This window comes from Aeromonas sp. Prich7-2 (genome assembly GCF_017939255.1).
In the GTDB taxonomy this organism is placed as follows: domain Bacteria; phylum Pseudomonadota; class Gammaproteobacteria; order Enterobacterales; family Aeromonadaceae; genus Aeromonas; species Aeromonas caviae.
Genome location: NZ_JAGKRI010000016.1, coordinates 14420 through 34233 on the forward strand (window position 1 = coordinate 14420; position 19814 = coordinate 34233).

A 19814-nucleotide genomic window follows, 5' to 3' on the forward strand; every position below is an offset into this window, starting at 1 on the left:
GTCAATGGGGGCACCCGGGCAAAGTGGGCAACCTGCCGTCAGCGCAGCTGAATGGTCATATTGGGGCCGCTGGGAATGTCTTCGTCGAACCAGCGCTCCGTCACCGTCTTGGTCTCGGTGTAAAAACGTACCGCCTGCTTGCCGTAGGCGTGCAGATCCCCGTAGAAGGAGCCGCGCCAGCCGGTAAAGGAGAAGAACGGCAGCGGCACCGGGATGGGCACGTTGATCCCCACCTGGCCCACCGCCACCTCGTGGCGAAACTTGCGGGCGGCGGCGCCACAGCCGGTGAAGAGGGAGGTGCCGTTGCCATAGGGGTTGGCGTTGATGAGGGCAAGCGCCTCATCCAGGCTCCCCACCTCGAGGCAGGCCAGCACGGGCCCGAAGATCTCCTCCTTGTAGATGCGCATCTCGGGGGTCACGCCGCGAAACAGGGTCGGCCCCACCCAGTTGCCCACCGGGTAGCCGGGGACGTCGCAAAAACGGCCGTCCAGCAGGCACTCGGCTCCCTCGGCAATCCCCGCCTCGATAAGCCCCTCCACCCTGACTTTCGCCTCCGGGCTGATGAGGGGGCCGTAGGCGGCCTCGGGATCGTGCCAGACACCGGGTTTCACCTTGGCGAACTCGGCGGCGAGCTCGGGGATCCACTCCCTGGTGCTCCCCACGAACACCGCCACGCTGATGGCCATGCAGCGCTGACCGGCGGCGCCGACTCCGGCTCCCACCAAGTTGCCGAGCACCTGCGCCTTGTTGGCATCCGGCATGATCACCATGTGATTCTTGGCGCCGACAAAACACTGGGCGCGCTTGAGCTGCGACGTGGCGCTGCGATAGACGTGGCCGCCGACCCGGGCCGAGCCCACGAAACTGACTGCCTTGACATCGGGATGGGCCAGCAGCGCATCCACCTGCTCGGCGCCGCCGTGCACCACCGACAGAATGCCCCTGGGGGCCCCCGCCTCGGTAAACAGCTCGGCCAGGCGCATGGGGGTGAGGGGATCCTGCTCGGAGGGCTTGAGCACAAAGCCGTTGCCGCAGGCCACCGCCAGCGGGAACATCCACAGCGGTATCATGGCTGGGAAGTTGAACGGCGTGATGCCGACGCAGACCCCGAGGGGCTGCACCCAGGAGTGGCCATCCACCCGGCGCGCCACGTTGCCCATGGTCTCCCCCAGGGTCTGACTGGCAATACCGCAGGCCTGCTCCACCACCTCGATGCCGCGCCACACATCCCCCTTGGCATCCGCCAGGTTCTTGCCGGTTTCCTGGGCCAGCAGGGTCGCCAGCTCGTCGTGATGCACTTTCAACAGATGCTGGTAGTTGAACATGACCCGGGCCCGCTCGGGGGCCGGCACCTCCCGCCACAGCAGGTAGGCGTCGTGGGCGGCGCGCACCGCCAGCTCAATTTCCGCAGAGGTAGCTTTCGGCACACGCGCCAGCAGATGCTGGTCCGCCGGGTCGGTCACCTCTATCCACTCGTCGCTTGCGGACGGACACGCCTCGCCACCGATGTAGAGCGGCAGATCCCCGTACTGGGTGTGATGCTGGCTCATGCCCCCCTCCTAGCCCGTTGGCTGGCGATGGCAGGCCACTGCAGGCCGGCCACATCCATGTTGCTGTTGCACATCCTGTTCACTCCTTGCGCTCCTCTGCCCGGGTAGCCCCTTGCGGCGGGCTGCCATCGAATTTACCTTAGACTAACAATCAATTTACGTTTACGCTAACGTAAACTTGAATCACGAATGGACTGACCAGTCATCACCCTGATGGCAGGGGAAATCGGCAGTCCACTGCACCAAGGAGAGCACGGATGCATGCCCTGATGGATGAAACCCTCCAGGCCCTGACCGAACAGGTCGAGGCTTTCTGCCAGAAAGTGATCGCACCGCGCGCCAGCGAGATCGATCAGAGCAACGCTTTTCCCCGGGATCTCTGGCCCCGCATGGGTGAGCTGGGGCTGCACGGCATCACGGTGGCGGAGGAGTATGACGGGGTGAACCTCGGCTATCTGGCCCATGTGCTGGTGATGGAGCAGGTGAGCCGCGCCAGCGCCTCGGTCGGCCTCTCCTACGGCGCTCACTCCAACCTCTGCATCAACCAGATCCACCGCCACGGCACCCCTGATCAGAAGGCGAAATATCTGCCCTCCCTCGTCAGCGGCAAACACGTGGGGGCGCTGGCCATGAGCGAGCCGGGTGCCGGCTCCGATGTGGTGAGCATGCGCCTCACCGCGGTGCGCGAGGGGGATCACTTCGTGCTGAACGGCAACAAGATGTGGATCACAAACGGGCCCGATGCCGACACCTTCGTCATCTATGCCAAGACCGATGCCGCTGCAGGGCCCAAAGGTATTTCCGCCTTTATCGTCGAGGCGGGAACTCCCGGTTTTTCCACCGCCCAGAAGCTCGACAAGCTCGGCATGCGCGGATCCAGTACCTGCGAGCTGGTGTTCGACAACTGCCGGGTGCCGCAGGAGAACCTGCTGGGTCCCCTGCACGGCGGGGTCAAGGTACTGATGAGCGGGCTCGACTACGAGCGGGTGGTGCTGGCAGCAGGCCCCCTTGGCATCATGCAGGCCTGCATGGACGTGGTGCTTCCCTATGTGCGCGAGCGCAAGCAGTTCGGCCAGGCCATCGGCGAGTTCCAGCTGGTGCAGGGCAAGCTCGCCGACATGTATACCCGTCTCGCCAGCAGCCGGGCGCTGGTCTATTCGGTGGCGAGCGCCTGCGATCAGGGCCGCACCAGCCGCAAGGATTGCGCCGCCGCCATCCTGTTTGCCGCCGAAAATGCCACCCAGATGGCCCTCGATGCCATCCAGCTGCTCGGCGGCAACGGCTACATCAACGAATACCCCACAGGCCGCCTGCTGCGGGACGCCAAACTCTACGAAATCGGCGCCGGCACCTCGGAGATCCGCCGCTGGCTCATCGGCCGCGAGCTGATGGGGGATAATGCATGAGCAGGATCCACTCCCGTCTCGACACCGCGAGCCCCGACTATGAGGCCAATCGTGCCGCCATGCAGGCACTGGTCGACGATCTCAATGCCCGCCTGGAGGAGATAGCCTTGGGCGGCGGTGCTGCCAACAAGGCCCGCCACCAGGCCCGTGGCAAGCTGCTGCCCCGGGAGCGCATCGACCAGCTGCTGGACCCGGGTTCCCCCTTTCTCGAACTGTCGGCGCTGGCTGGCTGGCAGGTCTATGACGAACCGGTGCCCGCTGCCGGCATCCTCACCGGCATCGGACGGGTCTCGGGGCGCCTGTGCATGCTGGTGGTGAATGACGCCACCGTGAAGGGCGGCACCTACTACCCCCTCACGGTGAAAAAGCACCTGCGCGCCCAGGCCATTGCCGAGCGACTGCGCCTCCCATGCCTCTATCTGGTGGATTCCGGCGGTGCCTTCCTGCCCATGCAGGACGAGGTGTTCCCCGACCGGGAGCATTTTGGCCGCATCTTCTACAACCAGGCTCGCATGTCGGCCCAGAGCATCCCCCAGCTGGCGGTGGTGATGGGACTCTGTACCGCCGGGGGTGCCTACGTGCCCGCCATGGCGGACGAGTCGATCATGGTCAGGGAACAGGCCACCCTCTTTCTGGCGGGCCCGCCCCTGGTCAAGGCCGCCACCGGTGAGGAGATCAGCGCAGAAGCCTTGGGCGGCGCCGAGGTGCACTGCGTCCACTCCGGGGTGGCGGATCACATGGCCAGGGACGATGCCCATGCCCTGGCCATCACCCGCACCCTGGTAAGCAACCTGGGTGACAACCAGACGGCGGCGTCACCCGCCCCATCCGCTCCCTCCTATGATGAGCCGCACTACCCCATCGAGGAGCTCTACGGCCTGGTGGGCACCAGTCTCAAGCGCCCCTATGACGCACGAGAATTGATCGCCCGACTAGTGGATGGCTCTGTGTTTGACGAATTCAAAGCGTTGTTCGGCACTACCTTGGTGACGGGTTTTTCCCGCATTGAGGGCATGCAGGTGGGGATCCTCGCCAACAACGGCGTGCTGCACAGCGACAGCGCCCAGAAGGGGGCCCACTTCATCCAGCTCTGCAACCAGCGGGGGATCCCGCTGCTGTTTCTGCAAAACATCACCGGCTTTATGGTGGGGAGTACGGCGGAGAAAGAGGGGATCGCCAAGCACGGCGCCAAGCTGGTGACCGCCGTGGCCTGCAGCCGGGTGCCCAAGATCACTCTGATCGTCGGCGGCAGCTTCGGTGCCGGCAACTACGGCATGTGCGGGCGCGCCTATGAACCGGATTTTCTCTTCAGCTGGCCCAACAGCCGCATCTCCGTCATGGGGGGCGAGCAGGCGGCCGGGGTGCTGGTGCAGGTGCGCCGGGACAAGCTGGCCGCCGAGGGCAAGACTCTGGGCGAGCCGGAGGCGGCCGCCATTCGCGCCCCGGTGATCGCGCAGTACGAGCGCCAGGGTCACCCCTATTACGCCAGTGCTCGCCTGTGGGATGACGGCGTCATCGACCCGGCCCAGAGCCGCACCGTGCTCGCCCTGGCGCTGGCGGCCTGCCAGGGGGCCGAGCCGGGCCCCGGGCAGTACGGCATCTTCCGGATGTAAGGAGTTCATATGTCAGACCCGCTCTTCAACGATCCCCTTGCCCATTTTCGCCTGGAGCGCCACGGCCCGGTGATCGAGCTGGTGCTCGCCCGCCCGGCCCGTCACAACGCCCTCGATGCCGACCTGATGCAAGGGCTGCTCGACTGCCTCGACGAGCTGACCCACGGCCAGCCCCTCGCCGACCGCCCCCACGTGCTGCTGCTGCGCGCCGAGGGGCCGCATTTTTGCGCGGGCGCCGATCTCGAGTGGATGCGCAAGATGGCAGGGGAAGCGTTCGACCCCCGCGCCTTTGACAAGAATCGCGAGGACGCCCGGGTGCTGGCCCACCTGATGCAGGCACTGGACGAGCTGCCCTTCCCCACGGTAGCCCTGGTGCAGGGGGCCGCCTACGGCGGCGCCTTAGGCCTTGTCTGCGCCTGCGACATCGTGCTGGCCAGCGAAAATGCCCGCTTCTGCCTCTCCGAGGTGACCCTGGGACTGGTGCCTGCGGTGATCAGCCCCTACGTGGTGCGCACCATGGGGATGCGCCAGGCCCGCCGCTACATGCTGAGCGCAGAGCCTTTCGATGCCATCACCGCCTGCCGACTCAACGTGGTGCACAGGCTCAGCCAGCCTGATCAGTTGCTGGCGGAGGGACGCGCCATGGCCCTGCGGTTGTGTCGCAACGGCCCCCAGGCGATGAAGGAGACCAAGCGGCTGCTGGCCGCCCTCGAAGGGCGCCCAGGCCACCAGCACGAAGAGCAGACCGTCGAGACCATCGCCCGGGTACGGGTCGGTCTCGAGGCCCAGGAGGGGATCCAGGCCTTCTTCGACAAACGCCCCCCAACCTGGCGCCCCCGTTTCAAGGACGAAGCATGACTCAATACCACCTCATCAAGCACCTGCTGATCGCCAACTGTGGTCAATATAACGGGAGTGTGGATCAACACGCTTCGCACTTGTGCGCCTTGAACAACAGGGAGGCAGCATGACCCATCACACTCCCATCAAGCGCCTGCTGATCGCCAATCGCGGTGAAATCGCCGTGCGCATCATCAAGACAGCACGGCGCCTCGGCATTCACACCATCGCCCTCTACTCGGACGCCGATGCCCGCGCCATGCACGTGCGCGAAGCCGACGAAGCCTGGCATCTGGGGCCGGCCCCCGCCCGGGAGAGCTACCTCGACACCGGCAAGGTGCTCAAGATTGCCAAAGAAGCGAATGCCGACGCCATCCACCCGGGCTACGGTTTCCTCTCCGAGAACAGCGACTTTGCCACCGCCTGCGAGCAGCGGGGCGTGCGCTTTGTCGGCCCAAGCGGCGCCGCCATCCTCGCCATGGGGGACAAGTCGGGGGCCAAAGGGCTGATGCAGGCAGCCGGCGTCCCCGTGCTGCCCGGTTATCACGGCGCGGATCAGCATCCCGACTTTTTGCGCGATCAGGCGAGCCGGGTGGGCTTCCCGCTCCTTATCAAGGCGGCCAGCGGCGGCGGTGGCAAGGGGATGCGGCGGGTCGATCAGCTGGCCGACTTTGACGACGCCCTGGCGGCGGTCAAGCGGGAGGCGAGTGCCGCCTTTGGCGACGACCATGTGCTGCTGGAGCGCTATCTCCCCCGCGCCCGTCACGTGGAGGTGCAGGTCTTTGCCGATGCCCTTGGCAACGCAATCTATCTGGGGGATCGGGACTGCTCCTTGCAGCGCCGCCACCAGAAGGTGATCGAGGAGGCCCCCGCCCCCGACATCTCCCCTGCCCTGCGCCGCGCCATGGGCGAGGCGGCCGTGGCGGCGGCCAAGGCCATCGCCTATCGGGGGGCGGGCACCATCGAGTTTTTGCTCTGCGGGGAGGAGTTCTTCTTCATGGAGATGAACACCCGGTTGCAGGTGGAGCACCCGGTTACCGAGGCCATCACAGGCCAGGATCTGGTGGCCTGGCAGCTGGCGGTGGCCGAGGGCAAACCGCTGCCCCTCACCCAGGAACAGGTGGTGCTGCGTGGCCACGCGGTGGAGGCGCGCCTCTACGCCGAAGACGTGGCCGCCGGTTTTCTGCCAGCGAGCGGCCCCATCCACTGGCTCACCTGGCCCAAGGGGGTGCGCATCGACACCGGCGTCACCGCTGGCGATGAGGTGAGCCCCTATTACGACCCCATGATCGCCAAGCTCGTCGCCCACGCACCGAGCCGCAGCGAAGCCTTTGCCACCCTGGCCGATGCCCTGGCAGCCCTGGATCTCGGCCCTCTGGTGCACAACGGCCCGCTCCTGCAGCGCCTGTGCGAAGCGCCAGAGGTGCTGGCGATGCGCCACCACACCCAGTGGCCCATTCCCACCGACACCCTGCCCGTTCCTGCGCTCGCCTGGCCCCTCGCCACCCTCTGGCTCGCCACTTGCGAGCGCGATGCCTCCCCCTGGCAGCAGGCCGCAGGCTTTCGGCTGGGCCCCACCCGCCGCTTTTGCGCCACGGTGCGCATCGGCGAGGAGACCCGCACTCTCACCCTCGCCGAGCGGGCAGGCAGCCTACTCTGGCAAGGCGAGCAGATCCCGTTTGAACTCGGGTCAGAACAGATCCGCCTGTGCCAGGGTGGACATTGGCAGCGCTATCCGGTGCAGCCCCTCGGCGAGGACGCCTATTTGCTGCACCTGGCGGGCAGGCGCATCCGCTTCTCGCTCGATGATCAGCATCATCAGCTCCACCATGATCACGACACGAGCCATGTCCCGGGCATCCTGGCCCCCATGCACGGCATCGTGGTGGCGCTGCAGGTCGAGGCCGGCCAGCCGGTCAGCAAGGGGCAACCCCTGCTGGTGCTGGAGGCAATGAAGATGGAGCACGTCCTCAAAGCTGACCGGGACGGGGTGATTGAGGCCCTGCAGTGCCGCCAGGGCGAACAGGTGAGCCAGGGCGCCGTGCTGGTGCGCTTTGCCGAGGACCATACCGCGCAGGAGGAGCGCTCATGAGCCACACGCACGAGAACCGGGACGACAAGGTCAGCCTGGTGGAGATGGGGCCGCGGGACGGCCTGCAAAATGAGACCGCCACCCTCTCCCTGGCGCAGCGGCTGGCGCTCATCGCCCACCTGGCCGAGAGCGGGTTGCAGCGCATCGAGGTGGGGGCCTTCGTGTCGCCCAAGAAGGTGCCGCAGATGGCGGATTCCGCCGCACTCTTTAATGCCCTGCCGCGCAGGGGGCCGACCCGCTATGGCGCCCTGGTGCCCAATCTGCAGGGTCTGCAGGCCGCCGTCGCCGCACGCGCCGACGAGATAGGTCTCTTCACCGCCTGCTCGGACGGCTTCACCCGAGCCAACATCGGCATCAGCGTGGAGGAGTCCCTGGTGCGCTTCGCTCCCCTGGTGCAGGAGGCGCGCAGCCTCGGCATCAAGGTGCGCGGCTACCTCTCCACCGTCATCGCCTGCCCGTTCGACGGCCCGACCCGCCCGAAACGGGTCGCCGCCCTTGCCGAGCGGCTGCTGGATCTGGGCTGCCATGAGATATCCCTCGGCGACACCATCGGCGTCGGCACCCCGGGCACCGTGGCTCCCATGCTGGATGCGGTGCTGCACGAGATCCCGGCGGGCCGGCTTGCGGTTCATTTTCACGACACCTACGGCCAGGGGCTGGCCAACCTGCTGCCGGCGCTCGAGCGCGGGATCCGCACCATCGACTGCTCGGTGGCCGGGCTCGGCGGCTGCCCCTATGCCCCCGGTGCCTCCGGCAATGTGGCGTCGGAAGAGGTGGTCTATCTGCTGCACGGCCTTGGCATGAGCACCGGCGTCGACCTCGACCAGCTGGCCGCCACCGGCCAGTGGGTGAGCGAGCTGCTGGGGCGCCCCAACGGCTCCCGGGTCGGCCAGGCCCTGCACGGGAGGGGGCGGCGCTTCGCACAAGAGCGTGAGCAGCGCCCCCCGGGAGGCCATCATGCATCATGAACCCGGCCCTTGCCGCGGGGCCAGGACCCCGCCAGCTCATCAGGAGGGCGCACCATGAGAGCCAGACACGCCAGTGGCAAGGAGAGGACCTACAGCATCTCGGAGCTGGCCCAGGAGTTCGACATCACCCCCCGCACCATCCGCTATTACGAGGACGAGGGGCTCATCACCCCGACCCGGGAGGGGCAGACCCGTATCTACAGCCACAAGGACAGGATCCGCCTGAAACTGACCCTGCGCGGCAAGCGCCTCGGGTTCAGCCTGGCGGAGATCCGCGAGCTGTTCGACATGTACGACACCGACCGCTCCAGCCGGATGCAGCTTCACTCCATGATCCAGCTCATCGAGGCCAGACGCCACTCCCTGCGCCAGCAACTGGAGGACATCCAGATGGTGATGGCCGAGCTCGATGCCGCCGAGCAGCGCTGCATCCACTCCCTCGGCGGCTTGAAAACCGACGGGGATTGACAGACTCTGGGGGTATCTCGCCCCCGGTATCCCGGTTTTCCAGTGGATATTCGCAGTGGCAGGCCCTGACCCGGCAACCCCCTTGTTCCCCACATCGCCCGTCACGGCATGCCGGACAGACTGGGCGGTTTGGGCAAGCGGCGAGGTGGGGCAAACGGGGGAAATCCGGCCTTGGTCGCACAATAATTCCCCAGCCCGGTCAGAGTGCGGCGCACCTCATGAGTCCTTCCCATGAACCGGGCACGATTAATTGCTACCATATGCGCATCAAATGGAGACCATCATGCTCAAGCCTCTGCCCGCTCGTCTGCTGCGCTATGCCCTCTATCTTCTCGCGCTCCTGCTCATCGGCATCACCATCCTGCTCTGGCAGGCGCCGACCCTCATCCAGCGCCATCTCCCCGGCTGGCTTGCCACCCATTACGGTCTGCACCTCTCCCTTGGCAAGATAGAGGTGGGGATCCGCTCCCCCTCCCTCGTGCTGGGGCCCAGCGCCCTGCTCGATGACCAGCAGCAAGCGCTGGTGTCGTTTGAAGAGCTGAAGCTCATTCCCGCCTTGAAAGCGAGCTGGCAGCAGCGCGCCCTGGTACTGGAAGAGGCCACCCTGACCGCCCCCAGGGCAGATATGGTGCGCCTCGAGGATCTCAAGGGGGAGGCACGCTTCAACCTGACCGATGCACTGGCCTCCCTGCTCGCCCCTGCGCCGGAGCAAACACCGCCAGCTAGCGCCGAGCCCGTGCTGGTGACCATCGGCAAGCTGTCCGTCGAGCAGGGCCGGCTCAGCTACCGGGACAGCCGCAAGCAGAGCAGCCCGGGGTGGGTCCCGCCCCTCACCCTGGACAAGCTCGCCCTGCACCTGCCCGGCTTTTCCAGCGCAGACGGGGTGCTCAACCCCTATCGCCTGTGCGCCACCGTCAACGAGAAGAGCCCCCTCAAGGCCGAAGGGGATTTCGACATGATGAGCGGCGCCGGCAAGGGCAACCTCAGCCTTGGCAAGGTGGCCATCGCCCCCTTCGCCCCCCCTCTGGGCCCCCTATCTCAAGGCGACCCTCGCCAAAGGGGAGGCCAGCGCCGAGCTCGCCTATCGCCTCACCCAGGGCAAGCAGGGACTGGACTGGCAGTTGTCAAAGGGCAAGCTGACCCTGGCCAACTGGCAGCTCACACGCAACAAGGGGGAGGAATTTGCCCGCTTCAAGCAGTTGGCGCTGACCGGGATCCGCATCGATGGCAACAAGCAGCGCCTTGAGCTCGATGCCGCCACCCTCAAGAGCCCGGCCATCACCGCCGTCCTCGACCAACAGCAACAACTGGATCTCGCGGACCTGTTGATCCCCCAGAAGACCCCCAAGGGGGGCAAACAACCGGCCACCCCCGCCAAGCCCTGGCAATGGGCCCTCAAGCAGACCCGCATCGACCAGGGCAGCCTCACTCTGACCGAAGCCACCAGCGGCAAGCCCCTGAAACGGGCCATCTCCGCCCTCGCCCTCACCCTGGGGCCCCTTGGCAGCCAGACCGCCCAACCCAGCCCCCTCACCCTCAACGCAACCCTCGACACCAGGACGACGGTGGCGTTTGACGGCACCCTGGGGCTGACCCCCTTCACCCTGAACGGCGCCATCCGCCAGCAGGGGCTGCCGCTGACCCTGGCTCAACCCTACCTGCAGGATCTGCTGCGCATCAGCGTACGGGACGGCGAGCTTGCCAGCCGCACCAGGCTGGACCTGGCCACCGACCGCCAGGGGGCCATCAGCAAGCTGGAGATAAGCGGTGGACTCGAGGTCGCGGGGCTCAACGTGTTGGATCGGGCCGACAACCAGCGCCTGCTCCAGATAGAGAATCTGCAATTGAGCGGCCTGCACTATGATGGCCTGAGCCAGCAACTGCGCATCGCCGACATCCTGCTGAGCAAACCCTATGCCCGCATCGAGATCAACGAAGAGGGGATCACCAACGTGCAGCAACTGCTGCTGCCGCAACCCGCCGCGAACGCCAGGGAGAGCGCCCCCGCCCCGCACATCGTCATCGATCAGATCCGTACCGCCCAGGGCAACCTGCGCTTCGCCGATCGCAGCCTGAGCCCGGAGTTCGTGGTGGACATCGCCTCCCTCGACGGCCAGAGCCGCCATATCAGCAACACCCCGGGGCAGCGCTCCGAGCTCGCCTTCAACGGCAAGGTGGACCGCTACGCCCCCGTCACCATCCGGGGGGGCGCCAACCTGCTCATCGAGGATCCCGTGCTGGATGTGGCCGTGGCCTTCAACAATCTGGAGCTCACCACCTTCACCCCCTACTCCAGCACCTATGCAGGCTATGCCATCGACAAGGGGCAGCTCTCCATGAAACTCAACTACAAGCTGCAGGGCAACCGGCTGGAGGGGGACAACGACATCACCATCAAGAAGCTGCAACTCGGGGAGAAGGTCAAGAGCGAGCAGGCCAAGGATCTGCCCCTCGGCCTCGCCATCGCCCTGCTGAGCGATTCGAACGGCGTCATCAAGATGAACCTCAAGGTGAAGGGCAATCTGGATCAGCCTGATTTCAGCCTGGGCAACATCTTCTGGGACGTGCTCGGCAATACCCTCGGCAAGGCCATCACCTCCCCCTTCTCCCTGCTTGCGTCCTTGACGGGGGGCACCAAGGATCTCGACGAGCTCCCCTTCCTACCTGGCGATCCCGCCCTGACCCCGACCCAGCAGACCAAGCTGACCACCCTCGCGCAGGCCCTCAAGGAGAGGCCCAAGCTCAGCATGAACATTCGCGGCAAGGTCAACTTCAACGAAGAGCGCCCCATCCTCCAGCGCCAGAAGCTTGAGCGGCTGCTGGCCAAGACCACCGGCAGCCCGGTGGATTTGACGCTGCTGGAGCAGGATCCCGCCATGCAGTCCGCACTGGCAGAGGCCTATGAAGCTAAGTTCAACGAAGATCTCGGGGATCTGGCCGACCGGTTGCGACTCGATGAAGGGAGCGAGGCCCTGCGCGCCCAGGCGGTGCTCCTGCTACGGGATCAGCAGCTCATCACCGCCAAGTCCCTGCGAAACCTCGCCATGCGCCGCGCCCAGAACACCAAGGAGTATCTGGTGGATACCCAGGGCATCGCGCCGGAGCGCCTCTTCGTGCTCGACAGCCAGGTGAAGGAGACGGACAAGGAAGCCAAGGTGGTGCTGACTCTGGACAACTGATCCGGCGCCCGCCGGATGCCCCTCTTGTTTGCCCCGACGGCATATGGCCCAAGGGGCTCCCACCCCCGACCCCCACCGGATAACGCCTTCCTGGCCATTTAAGGTGCCCACCGCCCAGATACCCGTGCGGTGCCAGTTGCTCGACCCTTTCTCATCCCTTTCTTTCCCGCCGGAGCGAGCGGGCGGTGGCTGGTCCCGCGCTTTGCCCCTGCTGTTCCCTTTGTGCCTAGCGGCGGCGACATCATGGTGGAGCTGCCTTATCCCTGCTTGCCTCCCCTTCTCTAACCTCCCCCGACCCCTGCCATCAGGATTTATCTCTCGCTAGCCGTCTCGAAAGATCTCGTTATCCCGTTATCCCGTTATCCCGTTATCCCGTTATCCCGTTATCCCGCATGTCGGCATGTCGGCATGTCGGCATGTCGGCATGTCGGCATGTCGGCATGTCGGCATGTCAAAATAGATGGCCGATTAGATATACAGTGTCTAATCGGACCAATCCTGAACACCCTCTCGCGCACGCCAAAGGGCCAACCCCGCGCCCCCCTTCCATTTCGAAGCGTCTTTACTGGGCCCATGGCCCATCCCGCCTCTGGCTTTCTGACAAGGGCAGCCTCTGATCCTGCCCGTTAATCTTGCGCCCCTTTCGCCCGTGGCAGTCAACACAGCGCGCCTGCGGGTTTCTCAGGCGCCCCGCCCTTGTGTAGGGAACACGGTGGCGAGCGCGGGGTTGACGAGAAAATGGGGAGCGCAACGGACACTGCGATGGCAAGCGATACGGGAGGTCCATGCGCCACAAACAGGAGGGAAACACTCTGGTCTGATGGCATATGAACTCATTTTTCAATCAAACCGCCATGACGCGACCATCCGGGGCGCGTTTCCCTCACCAGTCCCAGTCACCATCGTCGTTGCCGACTTTCATGCCAAGTTGCCTTTTATACAAAATCGCAACGTTGAAAACGTTTTTCATTCACCACTCGTCTACCTGAATGGCACGAATGGTTGGCCACTTAAACTTTCGTGTTCTTTTTTTACCATTTCTGTGTGTCCCCCCCTTGCCCGGGCCCCTGAGCCTGCCTAAAATCGCGCGTCTTTTATCAACCCCACCTCTATTGTTGGAGAACACCACGTGAGCGAAAAATTGGCCAACCCTGCCCCTCTGGGTCTGATGGGTTTCGGTATGACCACCATTCTGCTGAACATCCATAACGCAGGTTTCTTCCCCATCAGCGCCATGATCCTGGCCATGGGTCTGTGCTATGGCGGTCTGGCCCAGATCATCGCCGGCATCATGGAGTACAAGCGTGGCAACACCTTCGGTGTCACCGCCTTCATCTCCTACGGCACCTTCTGGTGGAGCCTGGTGTTCCTGCTGGTGATGCCGACCATGGGTCTGGCCGAGGCCACCCCGCACGCCTACATGGGCTGGTACCTGCTGATGTGGGGCATGTTCACCCTGTTCATGCTGATCGGGACCGTCAACTTCCCCCGCGTGAAGCAGTTCGTGTTCGCCTCCCTGACCGTGCTGTTCTTCCTGCTGGCTGCCCGTGACTTCACCGGCAGTACCCTGATCGGCACCATCGCCGGTTTCGAAGGCATCATCTGCGGCGCCAGCGCCATCTACCTGGCCATGGCCACCGTGATCAACGAGCAGTTCGGTCGCACCGTGCTGCCCATCGGCGAGCAGAAGAAAGCCGCTCCCGCCCAGCTCAAAGCCGCTGCCTAAGCACCCGGCGACATCGCTGTCACGAAAAAGGCACCCTCAGGGGTGCCTTTTGTGTTTCTGCCGCCCGGACGCAGTGCCGGTCAGCCCTGCGCTCCGGGATCTCCGGCCAGCAACCGGGTGGCCGGGTAGCGGGCAGCGGGATCCTGACCGTAGAAGCGGGCGAACTGGTCATAGACCGCAGGGTAGACGGCACGCAGACGCAACGGATCGGTGAAGAAGCTCTCGCTGCACACCGCGAAGAATTCGGCGGGGTGCGAGGCGGCGTAGGGGTCTATCTCGGTCACCTCCTCACTGGTCAACTGATCGTTCATCTCGTCAAACGCACCTTGCAGCGCCCGGGTCCATTGCTGGGGATCCATGCCCCGCGGCAGGGGCGGTGCACCGTCCGCATCCCCTCCCAGCATGTCGAGCTTGTGGGCAAGCTCATGGATCACCAGGTTGAATCCGTCCCAGTCCCCGTCCTGCTGCAATTCGCTCCAGGCCAGCACCAGTGGCCCCTGGGGCCAGGATTCACCGGCGTTCTCCTCTTCAAATTCGCTCACCAGCCCGAACTCGTCCTGCACCTCCTGACGACGGGTCACGGGCTCGGGGATGATGATCACCTCGTGGAAACCTCGATACCAATCGAACCCCAGGTGCAGGATGGGCAGCACTGCCTGCAGGGCCAGCACCCCCTGCTGGCGGGGCGTCAGTTCCACCCCGATCTGGGTGAGGGTCTTGCGCGAGAGAAAATGGCGCGCCAGCTCCATCAGCCTCTGCGCCTCTTCTTCTTCAAGCCCCTGCAAGATGGGCACCGCCGCCAGCGCCTCGCGCCACTCCTGCTCTTCTGGGAGACGAGGCTCCCGGGGAGATGCACCACCCAATACCTCTTTCAACCTGGACCAGAACACACAGACTCCTCTTGCCAATCAGACAGCTTTCACAAAACGTTTCGGACGCTCGCAATACCCTTGCGCCAGATAAAATCGGTGCGCCCCTTCGCGCTTGAGGCTGCTGGAGAGCTCCAGCTGGCCGCACCCCAGGGCTGCCGCCCGCTGCTCTGCCGCCGCCAGCAGCAGGGCCCCGATGCCCCCGCCCCTTGCACCCTCATCGACAACCAGCGCCGAGATCAGGCCCCAGGCTGGTGCAAGGTGCATGGGTTGCAAGTGGTGCCACACCAGCACCCCCACCGGGATCCCCTCGCACAGGGCTACCAGTACCTCCCGCGCCGGATCGGGCTGGGCCAGCCTGGCGCTGACCGCCCCGTCAGGGTTGGGGTAGCCCAACTGGGCAAACAACCCCGTCAATCCGGCCCCATCCGCCTCCCCGGCGAGGCGAATGATGTATCTGTTTTCCCTTGTTGCCACTCCTGGCCTCCTATTTGCATTACCTCAATCAGCCCTCTGGGCATGGCAAAGCGGCAGATGATGGGTATGTACCGAATCTTGTCCAGTTCCATTCACCATTTGTTAATGTCAATTCACAAATTAACAAAGCCACAACACTTTTCACTAGGAAGGCCCTGAACAAACCGATATGTTAAATCCCGCGGACTAACCAGTCGAAAGTCCCGCACAATCCTGAGTGACCCCCTTGGTCACCGCATATTTCAATGTTAAGGGAGCGAGGCATATAGACCTCGCCAAGACAGCGCAACAAAGGAGTTGTTGTACATGAATGAGATCGTCAATGCCATCAATGGCGTGATTTGGAGCCCAGCGCTCATCTATCTGTGTCTGGGGGTAGGCCTCTACTTCTCCCTGCGCAGCCGTTTCCTGCAACTGCGCCACTTGAAAGGCATGATACGCCTGATGTTTCAGGGCAAGGGCAACGATGCCGGTGTCTCCTCCTTCCAGGCACTCTCCATGACCCTGGCCGGTCGCGTCGGTACCGGCAACATCGCCGGTGTGGCCACTGCCATCACCTTCGGCGGCCCGGGCGCCCTGTTCTGGATGTGGATGGTCGCCTTCCTTGGCGCCAGCTCCGCCTTCGTGGAGTCCACCCTGGGCCAGGTCTACAAGGAGAAGATCAACGGTGAATATCGCGGCGGTCCGGCCTTCTACATCGAGAAGGGCCTGGGCATGAAGTGGTATGCCTGGACCTTCGCCATCGCCACCATCTTCGCCTGCGGCGTGCTGCTGCCGGGCGTGCAGGCAAACTCCATCGGCTCCAGCCTGCAGACCGCCTTTGCCATCGACCCCAACGTGACCGCCGCCGGTCTGGCGCTGCTGCTCGGTTTCATCATCTTCGGCGGCGTCAAACGCATCGCCAATTTCGCCAGTACCGTGGTGCCCTTCATGGCGCTGGGTTACATCATCGTGGCCTGCGTCATCATCGCCCTGAACATCGGCCAACTGCCGGGCGTGATCCTGCTCATCTGGAAGAGTGCCTTCGGGATGGAAGCCGGCTTCGGCGCCATTCTGGGTCTGGCCATCATGTGGGGTGTCAAGCGCGGGGTCTACTCCAACGAAGCCGCCCAGGGGACTGGCCCCCACGCCTCCTCCGCCGCGGCGGTGAGCCACCCGGCCAAGCAGGGCCTGGTGCAGGCGTTCTCCGTCTATATCGACACCCTGTTCGTCTGCTCCGCCACCGGCTTCATGCTGCTCATCACTGGCCTGTACAACGTGCAGGGTCCGGACGGTGCCGCCCTCTACACCGGCATCGCCGGCATCGCGGCAGGCCCCGGCTATGTGCAGACCGCCATGGAGAGCATGATGCCAGGCTTTGGCAACTACTTCGTCGCCATCGCCCTGTTCTTCTTCGCCTTCACCACCATCGTGGCCTACTACTACATCGCCGAAACCAACATCGCTTTTGTCAACCGCAAGATTAACCGCCCCTGGCTCACCTTCCTGCTGAAGATTGCGCTGATGGCTGCCACCGTCTACGGCACCGTCAAGACCGCCGATCTGGCCTGGGGCCTGGGTGACATCGGGGTCGGCCTGATGGCCTGGCTCAACATCGGTGCCATCCTGATGCTGCAAAAGCCGGCTTTCGCCTGTCTGAAAGACTACGAGGCACAGCTGGCCAAGGGTCTGGATCCCGTGTTCCACCCGGAAAAGCTCGGCATCAAGAACGCGGACTACTGGATTGAAAACCGCGCCGAAGTAAACCTGATGCGCGAGCAAACCGGCCACCCCTTCGAGGCGGACCCGGATACCGTTGCCAAGTAATCAGACGGCACAATGCAAAATGGCAGCTTCGGCTGCCATTTTCATTTGTGTTGGATGGGTGAGGGGTTCAAAGCGCGTTGCGGCGCGGTCCGAATGGCAGGCGCCAGCGAAACAGGCTGTTGAGGGTCGCCCGCCACTGGTTGGGGCGCCCCAGGATCTGCCTCTGCAACCGGGTCTCTTCCTTGAGCATGGCCTCGTCACTGCGAGCCCAGGCCTGGGTGTAGAGCTGCTTGATCCCCGCCAGCGCATCCGGCGACTTGGTGATCAGGGTCCGGGCAAAGGCCCGCGCCTCTTCCAGGGGATCCGCGCACACCCGGCTCACCAGGCCGAGGGACTTGGCTTCGCTGGCTTCCAGCTCGCGCCCGCTCATGGCAAGCTCCATGGCGGTATCCATCCCCATCAGGTTGCGCAGGGTGACGCTGCCGCTCATGTCGGGGATGATGCCCCACTTGATCTCCATCACCGAGAAGCGGCAATCCGGGGTGCTGAAGCGAAAATCGGCGCCGAGCGCTATTTGCAGGCCGCCGCCAAAACAGACCCCCTGGGTCACCGCAATCACGGGCACCGGCAGTTGATGCCAGCCATAGGCCACCCGCTGGGCCAGGTTGGTCGCCTCGTCCGCCTCGCGCTTGAGGATCTCCAGCGCCGCCACAGGCTGCCTCAGCATGGATTTCACATCCAGCCCGGCGCAGAACGCCCGCCCCTCCCCGTGCAGGATCACGGCCCGCAGCCCTTTTTGCCGGGATAGCGCGTTCAGCGTCTCGTCGATGGCGTCGAACATGGCCCGATCCAGCGCGTTGAGCTTGTCCCCCCGGCAGAGCATCACCTCGGCGATCCCCTCCTGAAACACCCATTTGACCCTTGGCTTTTCCATCTCCGTCTTCGTCCTTTTGATTCAACTGGTCATACCACAACGTTACCAGAGTGTTATGGGCAGGTACAGGGAGGCCGCCCCGGGCCTGCGACTAAAGTCGGCTGGCCCGGTGGTGGAGCCTTTGTCAGACTGGCCCCATGGTCACGGTGGAGCCTCTCATGTCACTTCTGTTCAATTTTGCCCGTCCACCGTTCGACGGCCTGGACGAGGAGGCACGCCAGCGGCTCGGTCAGCACCTCAGCATCTGCTACTTTCGCGCGGGCCAGACGGTGCAGCACGCCGGGGAGGAGCCCGCCGGGCTCTACCTCATCATCAAGGGGGCCGTGGAAGAGTCTGCCCCCCATCAATCCTTTGGCGACTATGGCGAGGGGGACATGTTCGACGTCCGTGCCCAGTTTGACGGGCACTGCCGCCACCGTTTCGCCGCCCTGGAAGATACCCTCTGCCAGCTCATTCCCCGCCCCGTCTTTCTGGCACTGTGCGACGCGCACCCCCATATCGCCCGCTACTTCACCGCCACCCTGGCGGAGCGCCAGCGGGAGCAGGAGCGGCGCAGCCAGCTCGGGCAGCAGAACCTGGCGGAGTTCATCCTGACCCGCATCGCTCCCGACCATCTGCAGGCGCCGCTCATCGTGGAAAGCAGCCTCTCGCTCCTGGCCGCCACCGAGGCCATGGTGGCCAGGGGCACCGACTGCCTGCTCTATCCCGGAGCAGACGGCAGCCTGAGCCTGGCCACCCGCAAGACCCTGCTCCACGCCCTCACCCTCAAGGGATTGCCGCTCAGTGCGCCGCTGGCGGTGCTGACCCCCACCCCGCTGACGGGTCTGCCACTGGGGAGCTATCTGTTCGATGCCCTGCTGCTGATGACCCGCCACCGCATCAAGCGCCTGGTCATCTGGCAGGGGCAGGAGGTGGCAGGCATCCTGCATTTGACCCAGGTGCTCGGGCTCTTCTCCACCCACTCCCATGTGTTGACCCTGCGCATCGCCCGCGCCGACTCCCCGGCCGCCCTCGAGGCGGTCGCCCGGGAGCAGCAGCAGCTCATTCGCTCCCTGTTTGCCCAGGGGATCCACACCCTGTTCCTGATGAAGCTCATCGCCACCATCAACGAGCAGTTGATCGCCAAGGCCTTTTCCCTGGTGATCCCCGCGGCGCAGCAAGAGCAGGTGTGCCTGCTGATGCTGGGGTCGGAGGGGCGTGGCGAACAGATCCAGAAAACCGATCAGGACAATGCCCTGATCCTGCCGGATGGCCTGCCGTGGCCCACCCAGTCGGCGGATCTGGCCGCCTTCAGCGCCCTGCTGGCGCGCCTGGGTTATCCCCCTTGCCCGGGCAGGGTGATGGTCAACAACCCGGCCTGGGTGAAGCCGCTTGGCGGCTGGCTGCAAGGGATAGAGCAGGCCTGTGTGCGCGCCAGCGAAGCGGATCTGCTATGGCTCGCCACCCTGGCAGATGCCCAGGCCATCACGGGAGATCGCGCCCGGCTCGCCCCCGTCGCCCGTCACCTGCGGGCCTGCCTCGCCGACCGGCCGGATCTGCTGGCGGAGATGGCAAGGGCCGCCGTCGCCTTTCACGCCCCCCTCACCCTCTTTGGCAGGCTGGAGCAAGCCCCGGAGGGGCTGGATCTCAAGCGGGGCGGCCTCTTCCCTCTGGTCCACGGCGTCCGGGTACTCTCCCTGGAGGCGGGGATCCTGGAGACCTCGACCACGGGGCGCATCGAGGCCCTGGTGGGCCAGGGACGCCTCAGCCGGGACTATGGCACCAATCTGGCGGAGGCCTTCCGGCTGTTCATGCGGCTTCGGCTGCGCAGCCAGTTGCAGGAGGGAGACGGACGGGTGCGGGTGGCCGACCTCGGCCCCGCAGAGCGGGATCTGCTGCGCCATGCCCTGCACCAGGTGAAGAAGTTCCAGCAATGGCTCACCTTGCACTTTCGTCTTAGGCAATAG

General features: G+C 64.9%; 13 protein-coding genes and 1 pseudogene. 10 read left to right on the top strand and 4 right to left on the bottom strand.

All coding sequences use genetic code 11. The features are described from left to right. Nucleotides 1–38 precede the first annotated feature (38 nt). On the bottom strand, nucleotides 39–1550 hold the full coding sequence (locus tag J9892_RS04195) for a CoA-acylating methylmalonate-semialdehyde dehydrogenase (protein ID WP_210538009.1): 1512 nt from the start codon (nucleotides 1548–1550) through the stop codon (nucleotides 39–41). Between the two features lie 257 nt (nucleotides 1551–1807). Between J9892_RS04195 and J9892_RS04200 the strand changes: the two genes are divergently transcribed. From J9892_RS04200 to J9892_RS04235, 8 genes and pseudogenes are all read left to right on the top strand, one after another. Further along, nucleotides 1808–2956: an isovaleryl-CoA dehydrogenase gene (locus tag J9892_RS04200; RefSeq protein WP_010674593.1), complete on the top strand. Its 1149-nt coding sequence runs from the start codon at nucleotides 1808–1810 to the stop codon at nucleotides 2954–2956. Beyond that, entirely contained in the window at nucleotides 2953–4569 is a 1617-nt protein-coding gene (locus J9892_RS04205) for a carboxyl transferase domain-containing protein (protein WP_010674592.1), read from the top strand. Before J9892_RS04200 ends, J9892_RS04205 begins: the two co-directional genes overlap by 4 nt. A 9-nt stretch (nucleotides 4570–4578) precedes the next feature. Further along, nucleotides 4579–5427: an enoyl-CoA hydratase-related protein gene (locus tag J9892_RS04210; protein WP_161648157.1), complete on the top strand. Its 849-nt coding sequence runs from the start codon at nucleotides 4579–4581 to the stop codon at nucleotides 5425–5427. Nucleotides 5428–5536: 109 nt separating this feature from the next. Next, nucleotides 5537–7501, top strand: coding sequence for a biotin carboxylase N-terminal domain-containing protein (locus J9892_RS04215; protein ID WP_104452894.1), 1965 nt, complete (start codon nucleotides 5537–5539; stop codon nucleotides 7499–7501). After that, nucleotides 7498–8469, top strand: coding sequence for a hydroxymethylglutaryl-CoA lyase (locus J9892_RS04220; RefSeq protein WP_010674588.1), 972 nt, complete (start codon nucleotides 7498–7500; stop codon nucleotides 8467–8469). The genes J9892_RS04215 and J9892_RS04220 overlap by 4 nt, the downstream gene beginning before the upstream one ends. A gap of 54 nt (nucleotides 8470–8523) precedes the next feature. Further along, nucleotides 8524–8937, top strand: a complete 414-nt coding sequence (locus tag J9892_RS04225) for a MerR family DNA-binding transcriptional regulator (protein WP_010674587.1) — start codon at nucleotides 8524–8526, stop codon at nucleotides 8935–8937. Between the two features lie 271 nt (nucleotides 8938–9208). Further along, nucleotides 9209–12116 (top strand): annotated as a pseudogene (locus J9892_RS04230) (DUF748 domain-containing protein). 1129 nt (nucleotides 12117–13245) lie between these two features. Beyond that, nucleotides 13246–13842, top strand: a complete 597-nt coding sequence (locus J9892_RS04235; RefSeq protein ID WP_029314465.1) for a GPR1/FUN34/YaaH family transporter — start codon at nucleotides 13246–13248, stop codon at nucleotides 13840–13842. Between the two features lie 80 nt (nucleotides 13843–13922). Here the strand turns inward: J9892_RS04235 and J9892_RS04240 are convergent, their stop codons facing one another. Both J9892_RS04240 and J9892_RS04245 read right to left on the bottom strand, forming a co-directional pair. Beyond that, nucleotides 13923–14732: a M90 family metallopeptidase gene (locus J9892_RS04240; protein WP_104452893.1), complete on the bottom strand. Its 810-nt coding sequence runs from the start codon at nucleotides 14730–14732 to the stop codon at nucleotides 13923–13925. Between the two features lie 18 nt (nucleotides 14733–14750). Further along, nucleotides 14751–15119, bottom strand: a complete 369-nt coding sequence (locus J9892_RS04245) for a GNAT family N-acetyltransferase (RefSeq protein ID WP_010674583.1) — start codon at nucleotides 15117–15119, stop codon at nucleotides 14751–14753. Nucleotides 15120–15494: 375 nt separating this feature from the next. Between J9892_RS04245 and J9892_RS04250 the strand changes: the two genes are divergently transcribed. Beyond that, nucleotides 15495–16994, top strand: coding sequence for an alanine/glycine:cation symporter family protein (locus J9892_RS04250; protein ID WP_010674582.1), 1500 nt, complete (start codon nucleotides 15495–15497; stop codon nucleotides 16992–16994). A 67-nt stretch (nucleotides 16995–17061) separates the two neighbouring features. Here the strand turns inward: J9892_RS04250 and J9892_RS04255 are convergent, their stop codons facing one another. After that, on the bottom strand, nucleotides 17062–17868 hold the full coding sequence (locus J9892_RS04255; protein ID WP_010674581.1) for a crotonase/enoyl-CoA hydratase family protein: 807 nt from the start codon (nucleotides 17866–17868) through the stop codon (nucleotides 17062–17064). A gap of 158 nt (nucleotides 17869–18026) precedes the next feature. Between J9892_RS04255 and J9892_RS04260 the strand changes: the two genes are divergently transcribed. Continuing rightward, nucleotides 18027–19814 (top strand): putative nucleotidyltransferase substrate binding domain-containing protein, encoded by a 1788-nt coding sequence (locus J9892_RS04260; protein WP_041211372.1) that lies wholly within the window; start codon nucleotides 18027–18029, stop codon nucleotides 19812–19814.

Excerpts from the sequence above, each read along its gene's own strand:
- J9892_RS04195 (WP_210538009.1), bottom strand. The coding sequence starts at position 1,550 with ATGAGCCAGCATCACACCCAGTACGGGGATCTGCCGCTCTACATCGGT.
- J9892_RS04200 (WP_010674593.1), top strand. The coding sequence starts at position 1,808 with ATGCATGCCCTGATGGATGAAACCCTCCAGGCCCTGACCGAACAGGTC.
- J9892_RS04205 (WP_010674592.1), top strand. The coding sequence starts at position 2,953 with ATGAGCAGGATCCACTCCCGTCTCGACACCGCGAGCCCCGACTATGAG.
- J9892_RS04210 (WP_161648157.1), top strand. The coding sequence starts at position 4,579 with ATGTCAGACCCGCTCTTCAACGATCCCCTTGCCCATTTTCGCCTGGAG.
- J9892_RS04215 (WP_104452894.1), top strand. The coding sequence starts at position 5,537 with ATGACCCATCACACTCCCATCAAGCGCCTGCTGATCGCCAATCGCGGT.
- J9892_RS04220 (WP_010674588.1), top strand. The coding sequence starts at position 7,498 with ATGAGCCACACGCACGAGAACCGGGACGACAAGGTCAGCCTGGTGGAG.
- J9892_RS04225 (WP_010674587.1), top strand. The coding sequence starts at position 8,524 with ATGAGAGCCAGACACGCCAGTGGCAAGGAGAGGACCTACAGCATCTCG.
- J9892_RS04250 (WP_010674582.1), top strand. The coding sequence starts at position 15,495 with ATGAATGAGATCGTCAATGCCATCAATGGCGTGATTTGGAGCCCAGCG.
- J9892_RS04255 (WP_010674581.1), bottom strand. The coding sequence starts at position 17,868 with ATGGAAAAGCCAAGGGTCAAATGGGTGTTTCAGGAGGGGATCGCCGAG.
- J9892_RS04260 (WP_041211372.1), top strand. The coding sequence starts at position 18,027 with ATGTCACTTCTGTTCAATTTTGCCCGTCCACCGTTCGACGGCCTGGAC.